The sequence below is a fragment of the Actinomyces sp. genome, from assembly GCF_030530635.1.
Classification (GTDB): Bacteria; Actinomycetota; Actinomycetes; order Actinomycetales; family Actinomycetaceae; genus Actinomyces.
On sequence record NZ_JAUMUL010000040.1, the window covers coordinates 13,350 to 31,804 of the forward strand.

Below are 18,455 nucleotides of genomic sequence, written 5' to 3' on the forward strand. Positions count from 1 at the left end.
TCCCCCTACTTATTCGGCGTCGGTCCCGGAAACCCTCACGGCGTGGTCCAGGTGACTTCGTCGCCGGCCTCGGTGGTCATGCGCACAACGCCGTCACTGACCTCGCCGTTGGCCGTGAATCCGATCCTGCCCGTCACGCACTCGCCGGTGGGCACGACCTGTTCCTCCAGGCCGCCCTCCCACAGGCGAACCGGGAAGCCCCAGGACTGCTCATTGTTGTAACGCAGCCCGAACAGCCCGGTGCTGACGTAGCGCTGCGCATAGGACTCGGCGTTGGAGGCGGAGATGTCCTCCCCGGCGCAGAAGTCGACGCTGTAGGTGTAGACCTGCTCCGTGGTGTCCGGCTCCAGCTGCTGGTCGTAGACCCGGACGGTGGTGCCGTTGGGCAGGGTGGCCGTCTCCCCCAGGGGGATGCTGACCGTGGCCGTCTCCGCCCGGGTCAGCACCTGGTACCCGATCACACCGAGGATCGCCAGGACGACAGCGACGACGAACCCCACCTGGAACAGGCGAATGGCCCGGCGGAACTTGAGCTGTTGCCCGACCTCCTCCATCTTGGTGTCGAACACGTCACCATAGTTCAGAATGGTGGGCGGCAGCCCCTGACCGGCCTGCTCAATCCGCTTGCGCAGCGCCGCACCGCCGCGCAGTGCTCCCGGGTGCACCGGGGTCAGGCGCCCGGCGGTGTCAACAAGTACGTAGGCGCCCGTGGGCTTGTGGGAGGCCTTGACGGCCAGGTTGTTCAGGTCGGTCCGCAATGGTGGCAGGTACTTCCGCGTGGTCCCGACGCGCCGCCGCCACGCGGTCAGGACACCCTTGTGCACACTGACCTTGCTGGGAATGAAGGTCCATTGCTCCTCCTTGGGAGCGTTCCAGGTGCGCCAGGTCCGCCCCACCCCTGCGGGCAGGTCGTCCACCAGCAGGGGGTAGCCGTTCAACGGGGCCACCCGGGGAGGAATGATGAGGTGGATGGTCCGCGCCAGCGCCCGGTAGGCGGCGAGCACGGCGGCCGTACTCAGATCCAGGTCGGGGGCGGTGTCGGTCAGGTGGCACATGGGCTCGTACAGGGGGCCCAGCCAGTCCTGTGCCTGGTCGGTCGCCGCCGCCACGGAGGCATCGCTTGGCAGCGTGTCGAAACGCACCAGACGTTCGAGCAGTTGGACGTGATCCGCGTCCTCCAGTCCCCCTTCGCCGACGGACACCTCCAGGATCAGGCGGTCACCCACGGCGGCCATGGAGAATGCGGGCGCATGCGGGACGCCACTGCCCCGCATTGTCTCCGTCACGTGCCCGGCCAGGAGGTGGAAGGCGGCCACCGACTGCGGGGCATATGGCGCCGCGGCGCTCATGAGTGCCCCGGTGGGGTAGCAGGCACGCACGCTGCCGGCGCGGTGGCGGGGGTCCGCGCCCAGGTCGATCTGGGCGGGCTGGGGGTGGGGGCGGCGCTGGGAGCCGGGGCCCGGCCGGGTGAATCCCGCCCCCACCAGCGTCCGGTCGTCGACGACGATCACGGTGCGGCACGCACCCGCAGCCGGGGACAGGTGTCGCATCAGCTGCGGCACCAGCGCCTGCCGCCCGGGGTGGATCAGCTCCTTGCCGCTGAGCGAGTAGCCGTTGATTCCGGTGCGGGCCGCCCGGTCCTCCAGCCAGCGGTCCTCCTCCGGCTCGGGGACCTGCGCCTCCAGGGGCAGGTCCCCGGTCTCGAAGAGCTGGGCGAGCCTACCCAGGGCGGCCTCGACCGTGTCCGACTCACCACTGATCTCGATACGAATGTTGGAGGGGTGTGCCTGCACCTCCACCTCGGGGTAGCCGGCCTGACCGGATCCGGTCTCCACCGGTCGGGCCAAGGCCAGGCGCAGCGCCTCCGCGAACAGGGGCAGGACCCCAAGCTGCTCGGTCGGCTCGTCCACCGTCCCGTAGTCGATGAGGATGATCGCCGAGGCTCCCGCCCCAACGCGTTCGGTCAGGTACCAGTCGTACCCGTTGTAGTCGATCCACTCACCGTTCATGACTGCTCCCACGTGACCCGGTTTCCTTTCTCATCGGTGTAGGTGATGGTCCTGTCATCGGCCGCCTCGGCAGCGGGGACCGCCAGTTCGCCGCTGGTGCACTCCCCCGGTGCGAGCGCACCGGAGTTCTGCGAGTCGTAGAATACAAAGGTGTGCGGCTCGGCCTGCCCGGAGCCGGAGCGGGCGACGGTGAAGTCCTCTGCGGCAGGGGCATAGGTGTCCTCGCCGCCCTGCAAGGGGGCGCAGTACCGGACGGCGTAAGCGACGTCGGAGTCAAGACTTTGCGACTCCCACACGGTGACTTCCGCACCGTTGGAGAGTTCAACGATCTGTCCTAACGGGGCGTTCACCCGCTCCGGCCCCAGCGCGCTCAGCAGTCGCAGACCGCCGTAAATCAGAACGGCCACGATCCCGATCACGCCGATGATGCAGCCGACGACGGCGCTGCGGCGCGCCTTACGCGCCCGGGCGATCAAATCGTCGCGCTGCTCCCAGATCTGCTCGTCGTAGATCCGCCGTAGGCGCGGCAGACCCGCGGTCACCTCGTCGAGTTTCCGACGCAGGGCCTTCGATCCGCGGTAGACGTCAGTGACCATGATCATATGCCTATTGAGCCCGTCAACGAGCTGAATACGCCCGTGTCCGTCGTCGGTGCAGACGACCAGGTCATGGGCGTCCACGGCATGCGGCTCCAGCGGGGCGGGCTCGGGCACACGGCATCTGCCGGCGATGACATGCTCACCGAAGACGACCTCCGCACAGGCGCTGTCCACCAACGGATCGTTCTCCTGGGCGAACCAGGTCCGCCAGCGCCTACCACGGGGCATCGGCAGCGGGCCGCGCAGGATCTCCAGCCCCGGCAGCGGCGTCCGCGCGCGCTCAACCGCCAGATGGCGGGTGCGCAGGAGCATGTCGTAGGCGTAGCGGGCACCGGCAACCGTCGGCGCCTGCACCACCGCTACCCCGTGCAGCAGGCAGTCGGTGACGTAGCCATCGGCGGCGGCCCAACGCTCGGCATGCGCGCACGCGGCCTGGAGCGCATCATCCGACGGGGTCGCCTGCGGAGCCGCCAAACGCTGGGCGATCTCGTAGCGGGTATCGATGCTGGGCATCTCGGGGCGGTCGGTGAAGACCGTCAACAACATGTTGCGTCCCAGCACGCGCAAATTGAATTCCGGCTCCACGCCCGGCGCCACGGAGCTGAAGGCCCGCTGCACCACACCGGTCAGCATGTGGAAGGCGGCGTATCCGTCCGGGCTCAGAGGGGCGACCACGCTCATGACCTCCCGGTAGATCTGATCCACGATCAACTGCCCCTCGCGGTTGCGGGGGTCGGCGAGCGGATCGAGGTCCAGGGGGCTGACCGCCTGCGGGGCGGTCGGGCGGGCGGGTGGCACGGTGAATCCGGTACCGACGAGGGAACGCTCGGAGGTGGACATGACGCAATGCCGGTTGCCGGCGGCCGGGGCCAGGTGATGCAGGAGGGCCTGGGCGTGGTCGGCGGCGTCCGGGCAGATGCCCCGCACCCAGTTCATGGACTGGGCGTTGGGCCCGGTACGCAGCGCCGTGTCCTCGTCCCAGACGTGGTCGAACTCGCGCTGCGGCTCCAACACCGGCAACTGGGGCCGCTCGAAGCAGGCTGCTACCCGCATCCAGGCGGCCCGCAACACCTCGGGACGGTCGTCCTCAACCCGGATCAGGAGGGAGGCGTCACGCGCGTACACGCCCACCGTGGTATGCACCTGCGAGCCGTCGGCGGCGGGGAAGGGCGAGTTGAGGTGCTCACGCAGCATCCTGGCCAGGTGGTCGAGCGTACCCAGCTCACCCACGGGCTCATTCAGCATGCCGTAGGCGATGGTCAAGGCGGCGTAGGGGGTGACGTCCGGCTCCTGGGTGACGACCCACTGGTAGCCACCCACATCAACGGTTTCGTATGTCATGAATATCTATTGGTTCTCCGGGTATATGCGTAGCCGAGGAGGCAAAACAGGCACGACGTCGCCCCGACTCCCCGGACCGGGGGGCGGGGCGTCGTCGGGTGTGGGTCGGGCACTCGGGTTGTCTGACCGCAGGCGGCCGGGGCCGCAGTGGGCCCGAGGTTGTCAGGCCTTGGCGGCGGCGATGCGCTCGCGGAACTCGGCCAGCTGCTCGGTGATGGCTGCGGGCAGCTTGTCACCGAACTGCTTGAAGTACTCCTCGGTGTCGTCCATCTCGGCGGCCCAGGCGTCGGGGTCGATGTCGTACATCTGGTTCCAGACCGCCTCGTCCACATCCACGCCGTCGAGGTTGAAGTCCTCGAACTTCGGGTACAGTCCGGTCACGCCCTCAATGGCCTCGACCTCACCGGCGGAGCGGCGCACGATCCAGTCGAGCACGCGGGAGTTGTCGCCATAGCCCGGCCAGAGGAACTTGCCGTCGGCGTCCTTGCGGAACCAGTTGACCTGGTAGACCTTCGGGAAGTTCTCGCCCAGCTGCTCCTGCATCTCAAGCCAGTGGCCCCAGTAGTCGGCCATGTGGTAGCCGCAGAAGGGCAGCATCGCGAAGGGGTCGTGGCGCAGGGAGCCGACCTTGGCGTCGAGCGCGGCGGCGGTGACCTCGGAGGCCACTGCCGATCCGATGAAGACGCCGTGCGCGGGACTGTACTGCTCGGCCACCAGCGGCACGTTGGTGGCGCGGCGACCGCCGAACAGGATGGCGTCGATGGCGACACCCTCGGGGGCCTCCCAGTCGGGGCAGATGATCGGGCACTGCGAGGCGGGCGTGGTGAAGCGCGAGTTCGGGTGCGCGGCCTTCTTGCCGGCCTCGGCGTCGGCGGGGGTGTAGTCGTTGCCCTGCCAGTCGATCAGGTGGTCCGGCAGTGGAGCGTCGATGCCCTCCCACCACACGTCGCCGTCGTCGGTCAGGGCGACGTTGGTGAAGATGGTGTTGGACTTCATCGTGTCCATCGCCATCGGGTTGGTGTCATAGGAGGTGCCGGGGGCGACGCCGAAGAAGCCGGCCTCGGGGTTGATGGCGCGCAGGCGGCCGTCCTCGCCGGGACGCATCCAGGCGATGTCGTCGCCGACGGTCTCGACCTTGTAGCCGGGGATGGTCGGCTGGAGCATGGCCAGGTTGGTCTTGCCGCAGGCGCTCGGGAAGGCCGCGGTGACGTGGTACTGCTTGCCGGACTTCTCATCGGTCAGGCGCAGGATGAGCATGTGCTCGGCCATCCAGCCGTCGCGGCGAGCCATCGTGGAGGCGATGCGCAGCGCGTAGCACTTCTTACCCAGCAGGGCGTTGCCGCCGTAACCGGAGCCGTAGGACCAGATCTCGTTGGTCTCGGGGAAGTGGGTGATGTACTTCTCGTCGTTACAGGGCCAGGTGGTGTCCTCCTGACCGGGGGCCAGAGGCGCACCCACGGAGTGCACACAGGGAACCCAGGTGCGGCCCTCGTTGATGAGGTCCATCGCCTTGGCGCCCATGCGCGTCATGATGCGCATATTGACCACGACGTAGGGCGAGTCGGTGATCTCGATGCCCAGCTGGGAGATGGGGCCGCCGAGCGGGCCCATGGAGAAGGGGATCACGTACATCGTGCGGCCGGCGTAGGCGCCGTCGAACTTCTCGTTGAGGATCTTCTTCATCTCGGCCGGGTCGTACCAGTTGTTGGTCGGGCCGGCGTCCTCCTCCTTCTCGGAGCAGATGAAGGTGCGGGACTCGACGCGAGCTACATCGCTGGGCAGCGAGCGCGCAAGGAAGGAGTTGGGGCGCTTGTCCGGGTTGAGGCGGACGAACATGCCCGACTCGACCATCTCGGTGGTCAGGCGGTCCCACTCCTCATCGGATCCGTCGCAGAAGTAAACGTCCTCCGGCTTGCCGAGCTCGGCGAGACGGACGGCGAAGGCGATGACGTCCTCGGGGGCGTTGGCCGGTGCAGCCGCCCGGACATCCTGCTCAGACACAGTCATGTGAGTCCTTCTTTCTTTCGGTTCTCATGACTCAACGGGGTCGGGTCCTATCCTTCCTCATCCGGCGCCCGAGGTCACGTCCGAAGGTCCCCTGTCCGCACTTTTTCCCCTTCGCGGGGTGGTGTTTCCTGCCACACTCACCGCCGTGTAGCGTCGGGGCGTGGCCACCGAACCGCTCGTCGAACACCGTGATCGCACGCCCACCCGCACCCGCGGACTCCTGGCCGTCGGAGCCGGGGCGGCCGCGCTGGCGCTGACGGGCTGCACCGCCCATATGCAGATGCGTCTGGACGCGGCCGGCACCTACGACGCCGAACTGGTCATGCGCGACACCACCGGCACGATCTTCACCGCGGACACCGACTGCCAAGACTATGCCGCGCAGTCACTGGTCGGCGCCGGGGACGGCGTCAAAGTCACCGCCTCCCCGGTGGGATCGGCTGACGACGCCGAAGGGATCGGCTGCGAAGTGCATGTGACGGGTGTGCCCATCCCCGACGCCGGGGATACCGAGGAGGTTACTGCGGGCGAGTCGGCGTCGGAGCCGCTGGTGGTTCGCAACGGCGATCTTTACGTGGTGCATGTGACCGGCTATGGGGGTGCACCGACGGACACCCCCGGCGGCACCGGGGGGACCGACGGCGCACAGGACTCCGCCGGCGCCTCACCCGCAGCCCCCGACGCGGGCGCGACCGCAGCGCAGGAGTCGCTGAACACGGCTGTGGACGCCCGCCTGTCCATCACCTTCCCGGGTGCCGTGGTCGACGCCGGCGGCGGCCGAGTGTCGGGCAACACCGTCACCTGGGAGGACGCCGATCTGCTGTACGACGGCGTGACCGCCTCCGGCAGGGCAACCGACGGCGACGGCTTATCGCCCTGGGACCGTTACGGGTGGTGGATCGTGGCCGGAGTGGGCGCCGCCGGCGCGGCGGTGGGCGCGGTCGTGTTGCGCCGCCGCCGACGCCGTTCGGCGCACTGAACTCGGCCGCACAGCCCGAATCCGGCGCCCCGGCGCATTATTGCCAGAGCGGAACGTTTCCGTAGACTGCCGGCCATGAGCATCCTCTCCCCCCTCCCCCTGCGTCGCGCCAGTGCCCTGGCGGCCGGCGCCGCAGTTCTGCTCGGCTCCGTGTTCCCGGGCCCGACCGCCACCGCGGACGACCTCGACTCAACCGCCACCGCCGACATCGACATCGTGCTCCACGAGGACAATATCGCCGATATGACGGTCGTCTACGACTTGGACGACCTCTACCTCGATCTGATCTGTAAGGACGATCTGTGGGAGGAGGAGAATGCGGATAAGGTAACCGTCTCCCGCAACGACGACACCTGCACCCTGCGCATAGTCGGTTACAGATTCATGGAAGACGACTCCGACGGCAACCTGACGATCACGCACACAGACGGCGAGTACATCGTCGAAGCCACCGCAGACGCCTTCAGCGAGTATGATGAGGCCTCTCTGGCCGTCACCTTCCCGGGCAAGGTCACCAGGGCCGACGACAACGCCAAGATCTCCGGAAACCAAGTCAGTTGGGACGACGTCGTCACCCTCAGTTCCATCCGGGCCGCCGGTAAGGACTCTCCCGGTTCGGGCATTCTGCCGTGGATCATCATCGGGGTCGTGGTCCTGGCCGCCATCGTCGGCGGAGTGATCGCCGTCGTCGTCTCCAGGAACCGGAAGCGGTTCAACCCGGCCGCCGGCTACCCCGGCGCCCAGCCTCAGTACGGCCAGCCGGCTTACGGCGCTCCGCAGCAGCCCGGCTACCAGCCCCAGCCGGGCCAACCGGGTTACGGCGTCACCCAACAGCCCGGCGCCCAGCCTCAGCCCGGCCAGCCGGATTACAGCGCCCAACCGCAGCAGCCCGGCTATCAGCAGCCGGGCCAGAATCAGCCCCCTTACAACCCGGGCGGGCAATACTGAGCCGGTCCGCCGGTGGCCGTCCTCGACGGAGCAGGCCACCGGCGGCGCCATTGGGCGACGCGCTCAGCCAAGCAGCCGGTGACGGGTGATGGTGGCCTCCCGACCAGGCCCCACCCCGATGGCGGAGATGCGGCAGCCGGCGAGCTCCTCAATGCGCAGCACGTAGTCGCGGGCGGCGGCTGGCAGGTCGGCGAAGTCGCGCACGCCGGTGATGTCCTCGCTCCAGCCGGGCAGCTCCTCATAGACCGGCCGGGCGTGGTGGAAGTCGGTCTGGGTCAACGGCATCTCCGGGGTGACCTCGCCGTCGACGTCGTAGGCGATACACACTGGGATGGTCTCGTGACCGGTGAGCACGTCGAGCTTGGTCATCACCAGGTCGGTGAGCCCGTTGACGCGGGCCGCGTAACGGGTGACGACGGCGTCGTGCCAGCCGCAGCGGCGCGGACGCCCGGTGGTGACCCCGTACTCGCCGCCCTCGGCGCGCAGCCGCTCCCCCATGGAGTCGGTTAGTTCGGTGGGGAACGGCCCCTCGCCCACCCGGGTGGTGTAGGCCTTGACCACGCCGACCACCGCGTCGATGCGGGTGGGTCCCACGCCGGTGCCGGTGCAGGCGCCGCCGGCGGTCGGGTTGGAGGAGGTGACGAAGGGGTAGGTGCCGTGGTCGATGTCAAGCATGGTGGCCTGCCCGGCCTCGAACAGGACGGTCTTGCCGGCGTCAAGGACCTGGTTGAGCAGCAGGGAGGTGTCCACCACCATGGGGCGCACGCGCTCGGCGTAGGACAGCAGCTCGTCGGCGACGGCGTCGGGGTCGATGGCGGGGCGGTTGAAGACCTTCAGCAGCAGGCTGTTCTTCTGATCCAAGGCGGAGTGGACCTTCTGGCGCAGGATCGACTCGTCGAACAGGTCCTGCACGCGCAGGCCGACGCGGTTCATCTTGTCCGCATAGGTGGGGCCGATGCCGCGGCCGGTGGTGCCCAGTTGGCGGGCGCCGAGGAAGCGCTCGGTGGTGCGGTCCATGACCCGGTTGTAGGAGGGGATCAGGTGGGCGTTGGCGGAGATCTTCAGTGCAGAGGCGTCCTTGCCGCGGGAGTTTATCTCCTCGATCTCGGAGAACAGGACCTCCAGGTCCACCACCACGCCGTTGCCGATGACGGGGGTTACCCCGGGGGTGAGGACGCCCGCGGGCAGGAGGTGGAAGGCGAAGGACTCCCCGTCGATGACAACGGTGTGACCGGCGTTGTTGCCGCCGTTGAACTTCACGACGTAGTCGACGCCCTGACCGAGCTGGTCGGTCGCCTTGCCCTTTCCTTCGTCTCCCCATTGAGTCCCGACGACGACGACGGCTGGCATTGCTACTCCCTGACTGAGTGAGTGCCCCTAAGGGCAGGCGCGGCCCGAGCGCGCCGCGGGCCAGCCTACCCCGTGCCCGGCATCGGTCTCGGGCGGCACCGACAGGCGGACGCCTGCGCCTCAGCACGGCTGGCTGGTGGACGGGGCTTTATGGAGTTGCACTCCTTAACGATAATCATTACCGTCTACGTCATGAGAACTCACCTGCATTCCCCACTCCTCGCCCTGGCCGCCACGGCGACCCTGGCGCTGTCCCTTTCTGCCTGCGGCAGCGCCACCGGACCAAGCAACGCCGCCTCCAGCGGCGAGGACTCAACCGGCGACACGTCGGCCTCCGCGGCGTCGTCAGACAAACCCGTAGAGGTCAGCGACGTCGACCCGCGCGCCGCCATCACCTATGACGGCGGCATCCAGATCGTGGACACCTCTGACGGCAAGGTTGTGGCGGACATCAAGAAGGAAGGGTTCCTACGGCTCAACCCCGCCGGGGACGGCCGCCACGTGCTCGTCTCATCCTCCGAGGGCTTCGAGGTCCTGGACCTGGGCATGATCGTCACGCCTCACGGAGACCACAACCACTACTACACCACCACCCCCAAACTCACCGGCGCTGTCATCACCGCCGAGAAGCCCGGCCACGTTGTCACCAATGCCGGAAAGACCGCAGTATTCGACGACGGCACCGGCACAGTCACCATGTTTGACACCAAGGCGCTGGAGGACGGCCAGCTCAGCTCGGATGAACTGACCAGTTTCCAGACCAAGGATCCGCATCACGGCGTCGCCGTTCCCCTGACCAGTGGCAGCGTACTCGTGACCGAGGGGACCAAGGATGAGCGCCACACTGTCCATGAGCGCAAGGCCGACGGCTCAATCGGCGCCGAGTCCACCGATTGCCCCGGTGTTCACGGCGAGGCCACCGCACAGGGGGAGGACGTGGTCAGCTTCGGCTGCACCAACGGCTCGGTGGTGTTCCGCGACGGGCAGTTCCACAAGGTGCCGGTGCCGGAGACGTACCAGCGCAGCGGCAACCAGTTCGGCTCCCACGACTCCCCCTACGTGCTCACGGACTACAAGACCGTTGAGCCCGTGGACGGCGCCGAACCGGAGCACCCCACCAAGGTCGGCATCATCAACACCACCGACGCCACCACCACAACGGTTGAACTGGGATCGGCCTACTGGTTCCGCTCCTTCGGCCGTGGGGCCGCGGGCGAGGGCGTCGTGCTGACCTACGACGGCAAGCTCAACATCATTGATACGGCCTCAGGCGCGGTGACCAAGCAGGTGGATGTAGCTACCCCCTGGACGGAGAACGAGAACTGGCAGGAGCCCGGCCCCAATGTGAAGACCGCCGGCGACTTCGCCTACGTCACCGATCACGCCGCCAAGAAGCTGCACCTGGTACAGATCTCCACCGGCGAGCTGCTCTCCAGCCTGGACTTGAGCGTGGTACCCAACGAGATGACGGTGATCGACGCCGAGCTGAAGCACTGAGCCCACGCGCCTTCCACGAGGCCGGCACTAGTAGACACCATTTCAGGGCGTTATTGGTGCCGGCCTCAGTGTGTCACTAGTGGCGGTCTGGCGAGGAGAAGGGGCTCTTCCGGTTTGGGGGTGTGGTGGTTGTGGTGGGCTGCGGCAGAGCTGTCGTCGATGTCTTGAGGCCTGACACGGGGTGGGGTGTCTGGTGCGTCGATTGGGCGTTAACGACGCTACTTAACGTTGTGCTGTATGCCCCAGGGGCCTTCAGCAGACGGTTAACCGGCGTTGTCAACCCCGAAGTGGCGTAGCAGACCGGGAAGTGGCGTCGCAGAGGGCCTTGGTTCCGGGCACCGGGGCTGCCGGCGGCCAGGTGCGGCCGGGTCCGGCACGGTTGAACCGGCAGGCTCGCCGCGTCCTTCACCCCGCAACACGCCGTCCACCACAGCCAACGGCGAGGGCGTCCCTGCCCGGCGGACAACGTCCTCGCCAGCCCGACATCGACCTCATCCACCCCCGAACGCGACCCCTACACCGCAGCCCGAGCCGAAGCCACCACGCCGGAACCACCGCACCCACAAGCCGGAAGAGCCGCATATGGGCGGCGACGACTGTTCATCCGTGGGCACCCGGGCGGCCAGACAAGGTCCCCGCCCGAAGACGTCCTTGCCGCCCGACACCGAGCCCATCAGCCCACACACGACCAACCGCTCCGCGACCTGGCCTGGGCCGACCGCGTCCTGGGACTGGCGTGAACATGGATGGCGAGGTCACGGGCCTGACCCTGGACACGGGGGCGCTGCTGGCGCTTGAGCGCGGCGATGCCAGAATGCGAGCCCTGCTGCGCCGGGCGGTCGAGGCCCGGATCGCGCTGGCGGTACCCGTCGGCGTCGTCGCCCAGGCGTGGCGAGGAGGACCCCGCCAAGCGCGAATCGCCCGCCTGCTCGGCGACCCCGCGGTTCAGGTCATCCCACTGGACGATGTGGCGGCGCGGGCGGTGGGGCTGCTATGCGGCCGCAGCGGACACCCCGATGTCATCGACGTCCATGTGGTACTGCACGCCCGCGAGCATGGTCACGCAGTGGCGACCTCGGACCCGGGCGACCTGCAAGCCGTCGACCCCGGGCTGCACCTCATCGCCGTGTAGACGCCGGCTCCGCGACGGCGAGGCCGGCCTCCTGGACATCACAGAATTCACCGCCTGTTCCGACCCCTTGCTCCCTACTACGAGCTTTTGCACCCTGGCGTGCGGTCACACCCATCGATTCAGGCAAAATGGTTAGTGCAGCTTGCAACGCCGCGGGTGAATCGCCGGTCCACATAGCTAGGTCCATGACCAATGCGACCGCCCCAATGGTCACATAGGATACCCTTTTCCCGAGAGGTGTCCCGACGGTAGCAAATGGATGCTCGCCCGTACGTTTCAACATCATTTTTGATTACTACAGCATTCAGGCAACAGCCTGCACAACAGCCCGCGGGTGCTCTCTGCAGCACTCCCCCGCGAGTAAGCCTCCCGCCCTGCCGAACTATTTGCTACCACCGACCCGACCGTCACCTGTGGCACGGCACCGCCCACCAGCGCCGCCACCAGTAGCATCCCAACCGTTACTCGCTTCATCATGGTGCACCCCGTCCGTCTCAGCATTGACGACTGTCCCGGGGGTATTTTCCCTCGCGCCAGGCCGCGGCACCACCGACGAATGTAGGTGTGTACATCCGATGGCGGCCGTAGCTCATCACGTCGGCGAGACCCGGCCGTCATGGGCACGCCCTCCCGGCCAAGAATGGTTACCAGCGCACCTGCACGGCACTGACGATCCCCGTATCGGCCCCCTCTCCGAAGCCTTGGGAGGCCGAGCCGGCCAAGAACTGACGCAACCCCAGTCCGCAGGCGAGCGCGATCAGCACAGCGACGGCGACCATCACCGTAGCGCGACGACGAGACATCGGACCTCCATCAAGCATGTCGGCAACCGGATCGGAGTTACGGTGCCATTGCAACCCGATCATGCTCGCGCACATGCGCCGGGTGTCCAAGGCATCGCAGTAGGAGACGTCCCGGCTGAATCTCCTACTCAGGCATGAGTCCCGGAGGGATCATGGCCTGACCGCGGTCTCACCGGCGGCATACCTCGAGGCGACGAACCGTCGCCCGGAACAACGGACCGCACGCCGCTGCGTCGTCGTTCCGGGCGGACATACCCCCACCGAACACGGCTGCGGCCCCGACACCACATGGGTGCCGGGGCCGCAGCCGAAGCGCACGCTTGTCAAAGACGAGGCACGCCGCCCGGGCGCGCCGTCGTCGAGCCGATCAGCGCTTGGCGGAGCCGACGGAGCCGAGGCGCTCGCAGGCCTCGACCACGCGGGCGGCCATGCCCTCCTCGGCGGCCTTGCCCCAGGCGCGCGGGTCGTAGGTCTTCTTGTTGCCGACCTCGCCGTCGATCTTGAGCACGCCGTCGTAGTTCTTCAACATGTGGTCCACGACCGGGCGGGTGAAGGCGTACTGGGTGTCGGTGTCAACGTTCATCTTGATGACGCCGTTGCGCACCGCGGTGGCGATCTCCTCGTCGGTGGAGCCGGAGCCGCCGTGCATGACCAGGTCGAACGGGGAGTCCTTCACGCCTACCTTGGTGGACAGGCGGTCGCCCAGGCGGGCCGCGACGTCCTTCTGGATGTCGCCGAGGATCTCCGGACGCAGCTTGACGTGGCCGGGCTTGTAGGAGCCGTGCACGTTGCCGAAGGTCAGGGCGGTGATGTAGCGGCCGTTCTCACCCAGGCCGAGGGCCTCGATGGCGCGCCAGGCGTCGTCGGCCGTGGTGTAGAGGTTGGCGTTCTCGTCGCCGGAGATGCCGTCCTCCTCACCGCCGACGGCGCCGATCTCGATCTCCAGGACGGTGTTGGCCGCCTTGGCGCGGGCCAGCATGTCCACGGCGATCTCAATGTTGTCATCCAGGGACTCGGCGGAGCCGTCCCACATGTGGGAGTTGAACATCGGCTGCTCGCCGCGCTTGACCTGCTCGGCCTCGATCTCCAGCAGCGGAAGGATCCAGGGCTCAAGCATCTTCTTGGGGCAGTGGTCGGTGTGCAGGCCGATCACGCCCGGGTAGAGGTCGCCGACGGCGCGGGCGTAGGCCGCGAAGGCGATGGAGCCCTTCACGCGGTCGAGCCGGGAGGAGCCGGACCAGTAGGCGGCGCCGCCGTTGGAGATCTGGACGATTCCGTCGGACTCGGCGTCGGCGAAACCCTTGAGCGCAGCGGACAGGGTCTGCGAGGAGGTGACGTTGATCGCGGGGATGGCGTACTTGCCGGCCTTGGCGCGGTCAAGCATGTCGGCATAGGACTCCGGGGTTGCAATGGCCACTGGGTGCCTCCTGATGAAAGTGAATAGTCAGTGGTGCGGTGCTGATTCTGTCACGGATTCATGCCCGCGTGAACCGGATCATGGTCCCGGTTACCCAAAACACTCCCGCGGTCGGCGACTCCACCGGGATGATCGTTCACCCCTGGCGATGAGCGTTAGCACTCTCGGCAGGAGAGTGCCAGAATTGAAGCAGCCGGGAGCGGCACAGGCACGCCCCTTGACTCGGCTCTCGGAAACGCCGAGGCCGTAACCACTGGAGGTGGCTCAAAATGGCATCAACATCCTTCGACCCGTTCCGCGACCTGGACCGCTGGCTGAGCAGCGGCATGGTGCGCACCCCCGCGTCCGTGGGCATGCCCCTGGACCTGTTCCGCCAGGGCGAGTCCTTCGTGGCGCGCATCGACCTGCCCGGTGTGGACCCCGCCACCATCGACGTCGACGTCGAGGACCGCACTCTGACCGTCCGCGCCGAGCGCCCGGCGCACGAGGCCGCGGACGTGCAGTGGCTGGCTCACGAGCGCCCAACCGGCACTTTCGCCCGGCAGCTGACGCTCGGTCACGGGCTCGCGCTGGACCGCATCTCCGCCCAGTACACCGACGGCGTGCTCACGCTCACGATCCCGGTGGCCGAGGAGGCCAAGCCGCGCAAGATCGAAGTCACCCACGCCCCGGCCCACCACCCGGTGATTGAGGCCGAGCAGAACTGACCCGGAGGGGCATCCTCACTTCGGGGATGGTCGCAACGACACCCCCGAGCGTCCAGCACTGGGGCGTCGACTCTCCCGGGCCCGCCCCCGCCTCAGTCGGGGGCGGGCCCGGCGTGCTGGAGCACCCAGGCGTGCATGGCGACGGCCGCCGCCGCGGCCACGTTGATAGACCGGGTGGAACCGTACTGGCCGATCCGCAGCACCCGCGAGCAGCGTTCCAACAGTGCCGAGCTGATGCCCTCCCCCTCGCTGCCGAACACCATCAGGCAGCGCTCCGGCAGCGCCGCCTCCTCCAACAGCTGCGCCCGCGGGCCGTTGTCGATCCCGATCACCTCGTATCCTGCGTCATCCGCCCATTCCAGCAGCGCATCCGGCTCGGGATGGTGGCGCACATCCAGGTAGCGGTTGGTGACCATGGCGCCGCGCTTGTTCCAGCGGCGCCTGCCGATGATATGCACGGCGGCCACGTTGAAGGCATTGGCGGTGCGCACGATCGACCCGATGTTCAGATCCTGGGAGATGTTCTCCACGGCCACGTGCAGACCGTGGGCGCGCCCGGCCATGTCGGTGCGGATCGCCTCGATGGTCCAGTAGCGGTAGCGGTCGACAACGTTGCGGCGGTCGCCGTCGGCCAGCAGAGCCGGGTCGTAGCGAGGGTCGTCGGGCCACGCATCCGGGCCGCCGGGCCAGGGTCCGACCCCGACCTCGCGGGATGCGCACCCATCCTCCGCCCGCGTGTCGGACTCGGGCGGCCTATTCGGGTCGGAGGCGGCGTAGAGGGCGTCTGGGACGTCCGGATCGGCGCCGGAGACGTCACCCGCACACCGCTCACCTCGGTAATCCGACATCATCTGCCCCCTGCCAGTACGCGACGCACGACCACCTCCACGATCGCACCTGCGGTAGCTTAATGTCCGTCCTACCGACACGGTTTCAACGTCGCGACGTCGTCCGAGGAGTCCCATGGCCTTCCCCGACATCACCCGGGAACTGATCGATCGCATCATCACACCTCCAGACAAACTGATCTTCCTCACCGGTTCGGGAATCTCCTACGAGGCCGGCTACCCCACTTGGGACGAGTTCGTCATCAACCTGCTGGTGGGCTCGGGCGCACTGCCGGATCGAGACTCCGCGCGCAGATACCTCGCCGCCGGCAACAGACAAGTCATCGCGGAAGGCGCCCGCGCAGTATGCAAGGCCGGTGCGCGTAGGCGCGACCAAGACCCGGATAACGCCTGGCTACTGCTAGTCGCACGCGCACTACACCCCGCCAACATCCCTGATGACGCCATCCCGCCTCCAACCACCCTGCATCACATTCTAGCTAGGCACGCGGCCGCGCACGGGCTTCCGATCCTGACCACCAATTTCGATCTGCTACACGAAGGAGCCGCATCAGACTACGACAGATCATACGTCTTTGTTCGAGACGATTTCCAACTGGGCGAATCTTTCATCAGCTGCGATAACGGAGATGACAGATATCTCCCTACGGTATTTCACCTGCACGGTTATGTTGATGACACAATGTCGCAGGAGGGCGAAACTCTCACAGGATTCACATCCGTCAACCCCATAGTAACCCAGTCCGACTACAATAAAGTACTGCGCAACAAGAGCAGTTGGCAACTCGAGTTGCTGAATGCGATCAGAGTATCTGGATTCAGCCTGTTCATAGTCGGACACTCACTGACGGACCACGATCTACAGGCATGGTTCGAAGCAATACGAGACGCCACATCCGGCTCGCATAACAGCGCCGACTCAGCATCTCCCACTGAGACGACACCCCTGGGCTACCTGGTAATCGCGAAGGAGAGCCTAGGCCCGCTACGAGATCTGGAGGACGCCGATTTCGCGGATTACCGTCGACTTCTCGAAAAGCAGTGGGAAGAACTTGGAATCACGGTGCTTATCACGGAACACTTTTCTGACGCAACGACGCTAATCGAGGAGCACCTGTATCGCTGTGGCGCCGATTCCACCTACCGCAGCGACAACAAATCGCCACAAGAACGTGTTTCTCACATCTTCAGCAGTATTGTCAACAGCGACCGCCTCGAGACTACATCCCGAGCACTCGCCAAATGCGCCATGCTAAACCTGGAGGACGACCGGCTTGCACGGTCAGACGTGTCGGTATGGCTTGCCGATGGCTCCCATCAACTACACAGGATAGGCAAGCAAGGACACGTCTTCCTGACTCCGGAGGTCGTCAAGACGATAAGCACTCGACCGGGCAGTATGTGGGTGGCGGCACAGGCATTACATTCTGAAACACAGCGAGTGGAGACAGAAGACATAGAGCATTGGGACGCAATTCTTGGACAGCGCGTGACAATCTCCCAGCCGGATAAACCACCAACCGTGTGCGGATCCGTCACGATCGCAGTCCAACTCGCAGATGGTGACGACGCCGGTTCGAAAAACGCCCAGGATCTCGCGGATGCCATAGTCGAGGACTACGCCCTGCGCGATCACCTTGATAAGCTCGTCAAAGACGTAGCCGATGTTCTTGAAGGCCAGGTCGAGACGCTCGCCTAGCCGCCGCGAGTCATGTATCCTGAGTTGGTCTCTTAAGGAGCAGACATGACGATGATGATGCAGTCTCTACCGCAGTCACCGAACCAGCCCGCACAGGAAGAGCGTGTTGTCGCCGTCCCGGTCACTGGCGACGGAACTCGGTTCCGTCTGGTCACCGTGCGTACCGGCCAGCGCAACATTCGCACGCTACCCAGGCCGCAGCGCACCGAGTCGCAGTCAAGGGCAGCGAAAAGCGCCTGACCGTCGCCGATTCGTAGCTGACGGACGCCTGCCGACCCGCTCAAGCATGGACAGCCCGCAAACGTCGGGCCCGGGGTTTGCGGGTAGCCGGCGTCAGTCAAGTCCGAGTTCCGCGAGTCCGAGGGCGGCGTAGTAAGGCAGGCCGGCGGACTCGATGCGCTCGCGCGCCCCGGTGGCGCGGTCGACGATCACGGCGACCGCCAGCACATTCGCGCCCGCCTTACGCAGCGCGGCGACGGCCTCCAGCGGGGAGCCGCCGGTAGTGGAGGTGTCCTCTAGGACGACGACGTTGCGGCCGGCGACCTCGGGCCCCTCCACGCGGCGCTTCATGCCGTGGTCCTTCGCAGCCTTGCGCACCACGAAGGCATCCAGGTCCAACCCGCGGGAGGCGGCCGCGTGCAACAAGGCGGTGGCCACGGGGTCGGCCCCCATCGTCAGGCCCCCGACGGCGTCGACGTCCTCAGTGCTGAGCCCGGCCTCCTCCAGCATGTCCAGCATGACGTGGCCGATGAGGGGTGCAGCCTCGTGATGCAGGGTGGCGCGGCGCATGTCCACATAGAAGTCGGATTCGAGCCCGGAGGCGAGGGTGACTTTTCCGCGGACGACGGCGAGATCCCGGATCAGTTCGGCCAGGCGGGCGCGGTGGGAGTCATTGGCGATCACGTCTGTACTCACACCGCCAAGGCTAACCCGGCGGTGCCGAACATTGCAGGAAGAATTGACACCAGGACGACGAGCGGGACGTAGTCGTCATGCTCGGGCCCATTGGGTATGCGCGTTTGCGGTTCGTGCGATTCGGGGATGATTCGACATCCCGAGGTGCGAGGCGTCCGCCGGAGGGTGTGATGCGTCGGGGCGGGGTGTGATGTGGCGGGTCGG

At 66.8% G+C, this 18,455-nt stretch carries 15 protein-coding genes; 7 read left to right on the plus strand and 8 right to left on the minus strand.

Annotation, left to right across the window (positions count from 1 at the left end):
* Positions 1-35 precede the first annotated feature (35 nt).
* The 3 genes from Q4A20_RS09815 to Q4A20_RS09825 all read right to left on the minus strand — a co-directional run bounded on the left by Q4A20_RS09815 (position 36) and on the right by Q4A20_RS09825 (position 5,956).
* Positions 36-2,021: a hypothetical protein gene (locus Q4A20_RS09815; protein WP_303122570.1), complete on the minus strand. Its 1,986-nt coding sequence runs from the start codon at positions 2,019-2,021 to the stop codon at positions 36-38.
* Positions 2,006-3,949 (minus strand): hypothetical protein, encoded by a 1,944-nt coding sequence (locus Q4A20_RS09820; RefSeq protein WP_303122571.1) that lies wholly within the window; start codon positions 3,947-3,949, stop codon positions 2,006-2,008. Before Q4A20_RS09820 ends, Q4A20_RS09815 begins: the two co-directional genes overlap by 16 nt.
* 162 nt (positions 3,950-4,111) lie before the next feature.
* A complete protein-coding gene (locus tag Q4A20_RS09825; RefSeq protein WP_303122572.1) occupies positions 4,112-5,956 on the minus strand; it encodes a phosphoenolpyruvate carboxykinase (GTP) in 1,845 nt (614 codons plus the stop codon).
* Positions 5,957-6,116: 160 nt separating this feature from the next.
* Here Q4A20_RS09825 and Q4A20_RS09830 point away from each other — a divergent pair, with 160 nt between their 5' ends.
* Both Q4A20_RS09830 and Q4A20_RS09835 read left to right on the plus strand, forming a co-directional pair.
* A complete protein-coding gene (locus Q4A20_RS09830) occupies positions 6,117-6,935 on the plus strand; it encodes a hypothetical protein (protein ID WP_303122573.1) in 819 nt (272 codons plus the stop codon).
* Between the two features lie 75 nt (positions 6,936-7,010).
* On the plus strand, positions 7,011-7,883 hold the full coding sequence (locus Q4A20_RS09835) for a hypothetical protein (RefSeq protein WP_303122574.1): 873 nt from the start codon (positions 7,011-7,013) through the stop codon (positions 7,881-7,883).
* Between the two features lie 63 nt (positions 7,884-7,946).
* On the opposite strand, the gene Q4A20_RS09840 is transcribed toward Q4A20_RS09835, so the two are convergent.
* Positions 7,947-9,233 (minus strand): adenylosuccinate synthase, encoded by a 1,287-nt coding sequence (locus tag Q4A20_RS09840; protein ID WP_303122575.1) that lies wholly within the window; start codon positions 9,231-9,233, stop codon positions 7,947-7,949.
* Positions 9,234-9,425: 192 nt separating this feature from the next.
* Here Q4A20_RS09840 and Q4A20_RS09845 point away from each other — a divergent pair, with 192 nt between their 5' ends.
* Both Q4A20_RS09845 and Q4A20_RS09850 read left to right on the plus strand, forming a co-directional pair.
* Complete coding sequence (locus Q4A20_RS09845; RefSeq protein WP_303122576.1) at positions 9,426-10,730, plus strand: hypothetical protein; 1,305 nt, start codon at positions 9,426-9,428, stop codon at positions 10,728-10,730.
* A gap of 742 nt (positions 10,731-11,472) precedes the next feature.
* Entirely contained in the window at positions 11,473-11,862 is a 390-nt protein-coding gene (locus tag Q4A20_RS09850) for a type II toxin-antitoxin system VapC family toxin (protein ID WP_303122583.1), read from the plus strand.
* Between the two features lie 644 nt (positions 11,863-12,506).
* On the opposite strand, the gene Q4A20_RS09855 is transcribed toward Q4A20_RS09850, so the two are convergent.
* Positions 12,507-12,665 (minus strand): hypothetical protein, encoded by a 159-nt coding sequence (locus tag Q4A20_RS09855; RefSeq protein WP_303122577.1) that lies wholly within the window; start codon positions 12,663-12,665, stop codon positions 12,507-12,509.
* A 367-nt stretch (positions 12,666-13,032) separates the two neighbouring features.
* A complete protein-coding gene (gene fbaA, locus Q4A20_RS09860) occupies positions 13,033-14,082 on the minus strand; it encodes a class II fructose-bisphosphate aldolase (RefSeq protein ID WP_303122578.1) in 1,050 nt (349 codons plus the stop codon).
* 269 nt (positions 14,083-14,351) lie between these two features.
* On the opposite strand from fbaA, the gene Q4A20_RS09865 reads away from it, so the two are divergent.
* Complete coding sequence (locus tag Q4A20_RS09865) at positions 14,352-14,789, plus strand: Hsp20/alpha crystallin family protein (RefSeq protein WP_303122579.1); 438 nt, start codon at positions 14,352-14,354, stop codon at positions 14,787-14,789.
* Between the two features lie 92 nt (positions 14,790-14,881).
* Here Q4A20_RS09865 and Q4A20_RS09870 read toward each other — a convergent pair whose 3' ends face one another.
* A complete protein-coding gene (locus Q4A20_RS09870; RefSeq protein WP_303122580.1) occupies positions 14,882-15,637 on the minus strand; it encodes a TrmH family RNA methyltransferase in 756 nt (251 codons plus the stop codon).
* A 115-nt stretch (positions 15,638-15,752) separates the two neighbouring features.
* On the opposite strand from Q4A20_RS09870, the gene Q4A20_RS09875 reads away from it, so the two are divergent.
* Positions 15,753-17,336, plus strand: coding sequence for an SIR2 family protein (locus tag Q4A20_RS09875; RefSeq protein ID WP_303122581.1), 1,584 nt, complete (start codon positions 15,753-15,755; stop codon positions 17,334-17,336).
* Between the two features lie 45 nt (positions 17,337-17,381).
* On the plus strand, positions 17,382-17,576 hold the full coding sequence (locus tag Q4A20_RS09880) for a hypothetical protein (RefSeq protein WP_303122582.1): 195 nt from the start codon (positions 17,382-17,384) through the stop codon (positions 17,574-17,576).
* A 93-nt stretch (positions 17,577-17,669) separates the two neighbouring features.
* Here the strand turns inward: Q4A20_RS09880 and pyrE are convergent, their stop codons facing one another.
* Positions 17,670-18,239: an orotate phosphoribosyltransferase gene (gene pyrE / locus Q4A20_RS09885; RefSeq protein WP_303122584.1), complete on the minus strand. Its 570-nt coding sequence runs from the start codon at positions 18,237-18,239 to the stop codon at positions 17,670-17,672.
* Positions 18,240-18,455: the final 216 nt, after the last annotated feature.

Bases quoted from the DNA above. Each gene is read 5' to 3' on its own strand.
- Q4A20_RS09820 (WP_303122571.1), bottom strand. From the start codon at position 3,949: ATGACATACGAAACCGTTGATGTGGGTGGCTACCAGTGGGTCGTCACC.
- Q4A20_RS09825 (WP_303122572.1), bottom strand. From the start codon at position 5,956: ATGACTGTGTCTGAGCAGGATGTCCGGGCGGCTGCACCGGCCAACGCC.
- Q4A20_RS09835 (WP_303122574.1), top strand. From the start codon at position 7,011: ATGAGCATCCTCTCCCCCCTCCCCCTGCGTCGCGCCAGTGCCCTGGCG.
- Q4A20_RS09840 (WP_303122575.1), bottom strand. From the start codon at position 9,233: ATGCCAGCCGTCGTCGTCGTCGGGACTCAATGGGGAGACGAAGGAAAG.
- Q4A20_RS09845 (WP_303122576.1), top strand. From the start codon at position 9,426: ATGAGAACTCACCTGCATTCCCCACTCCTCGCCCTGGCCGCCACGGCG.
- Q4A20_RS09850 (WP_303122583.1), top strand. From the start codon at position 11,473: ATGGATGGCGAGGTCACGGGCCTGACCCTGGACACGGGGGCGCTGCTG.
- Q4A20_RS09855 (WP_303122577.1), bottom strand. From the start codon at position 12,665: ATGTCTCGTCGTCGCGCTACGGTGATGGTCGCCGTCGCTGTGCTGATC.
- Q4A20_RS09865 (WP_303122579.1), top strand. From the start codon at position 14,352: ATGGCATCAACATCCTTCGACCCGTTCCGCGACCTGGACCGCTGGCTG.
- Q4A20_RS09870 (WP_303122580.1), bottom strand. From the start codon at position 15,637: ATGTCGGATTACCGAGGTGAGCGGTGTGCGGGTGACGTCTCCGGCGCC.
- Q4A20_RS09875 (WP_303122581.1), top strand. From the start codon at position 15,753: ATGGCCTTCCCCGACATCACCCGGGAACTGATCGATCGCATCATCACA.
- Q4A20_RS09880 (WP_303122582.1), top strand. From the start codon at position 17,382: ATGACGATGATGATGCAGTCTCTACCGCAGTCACCGAACCAGCCCGCA.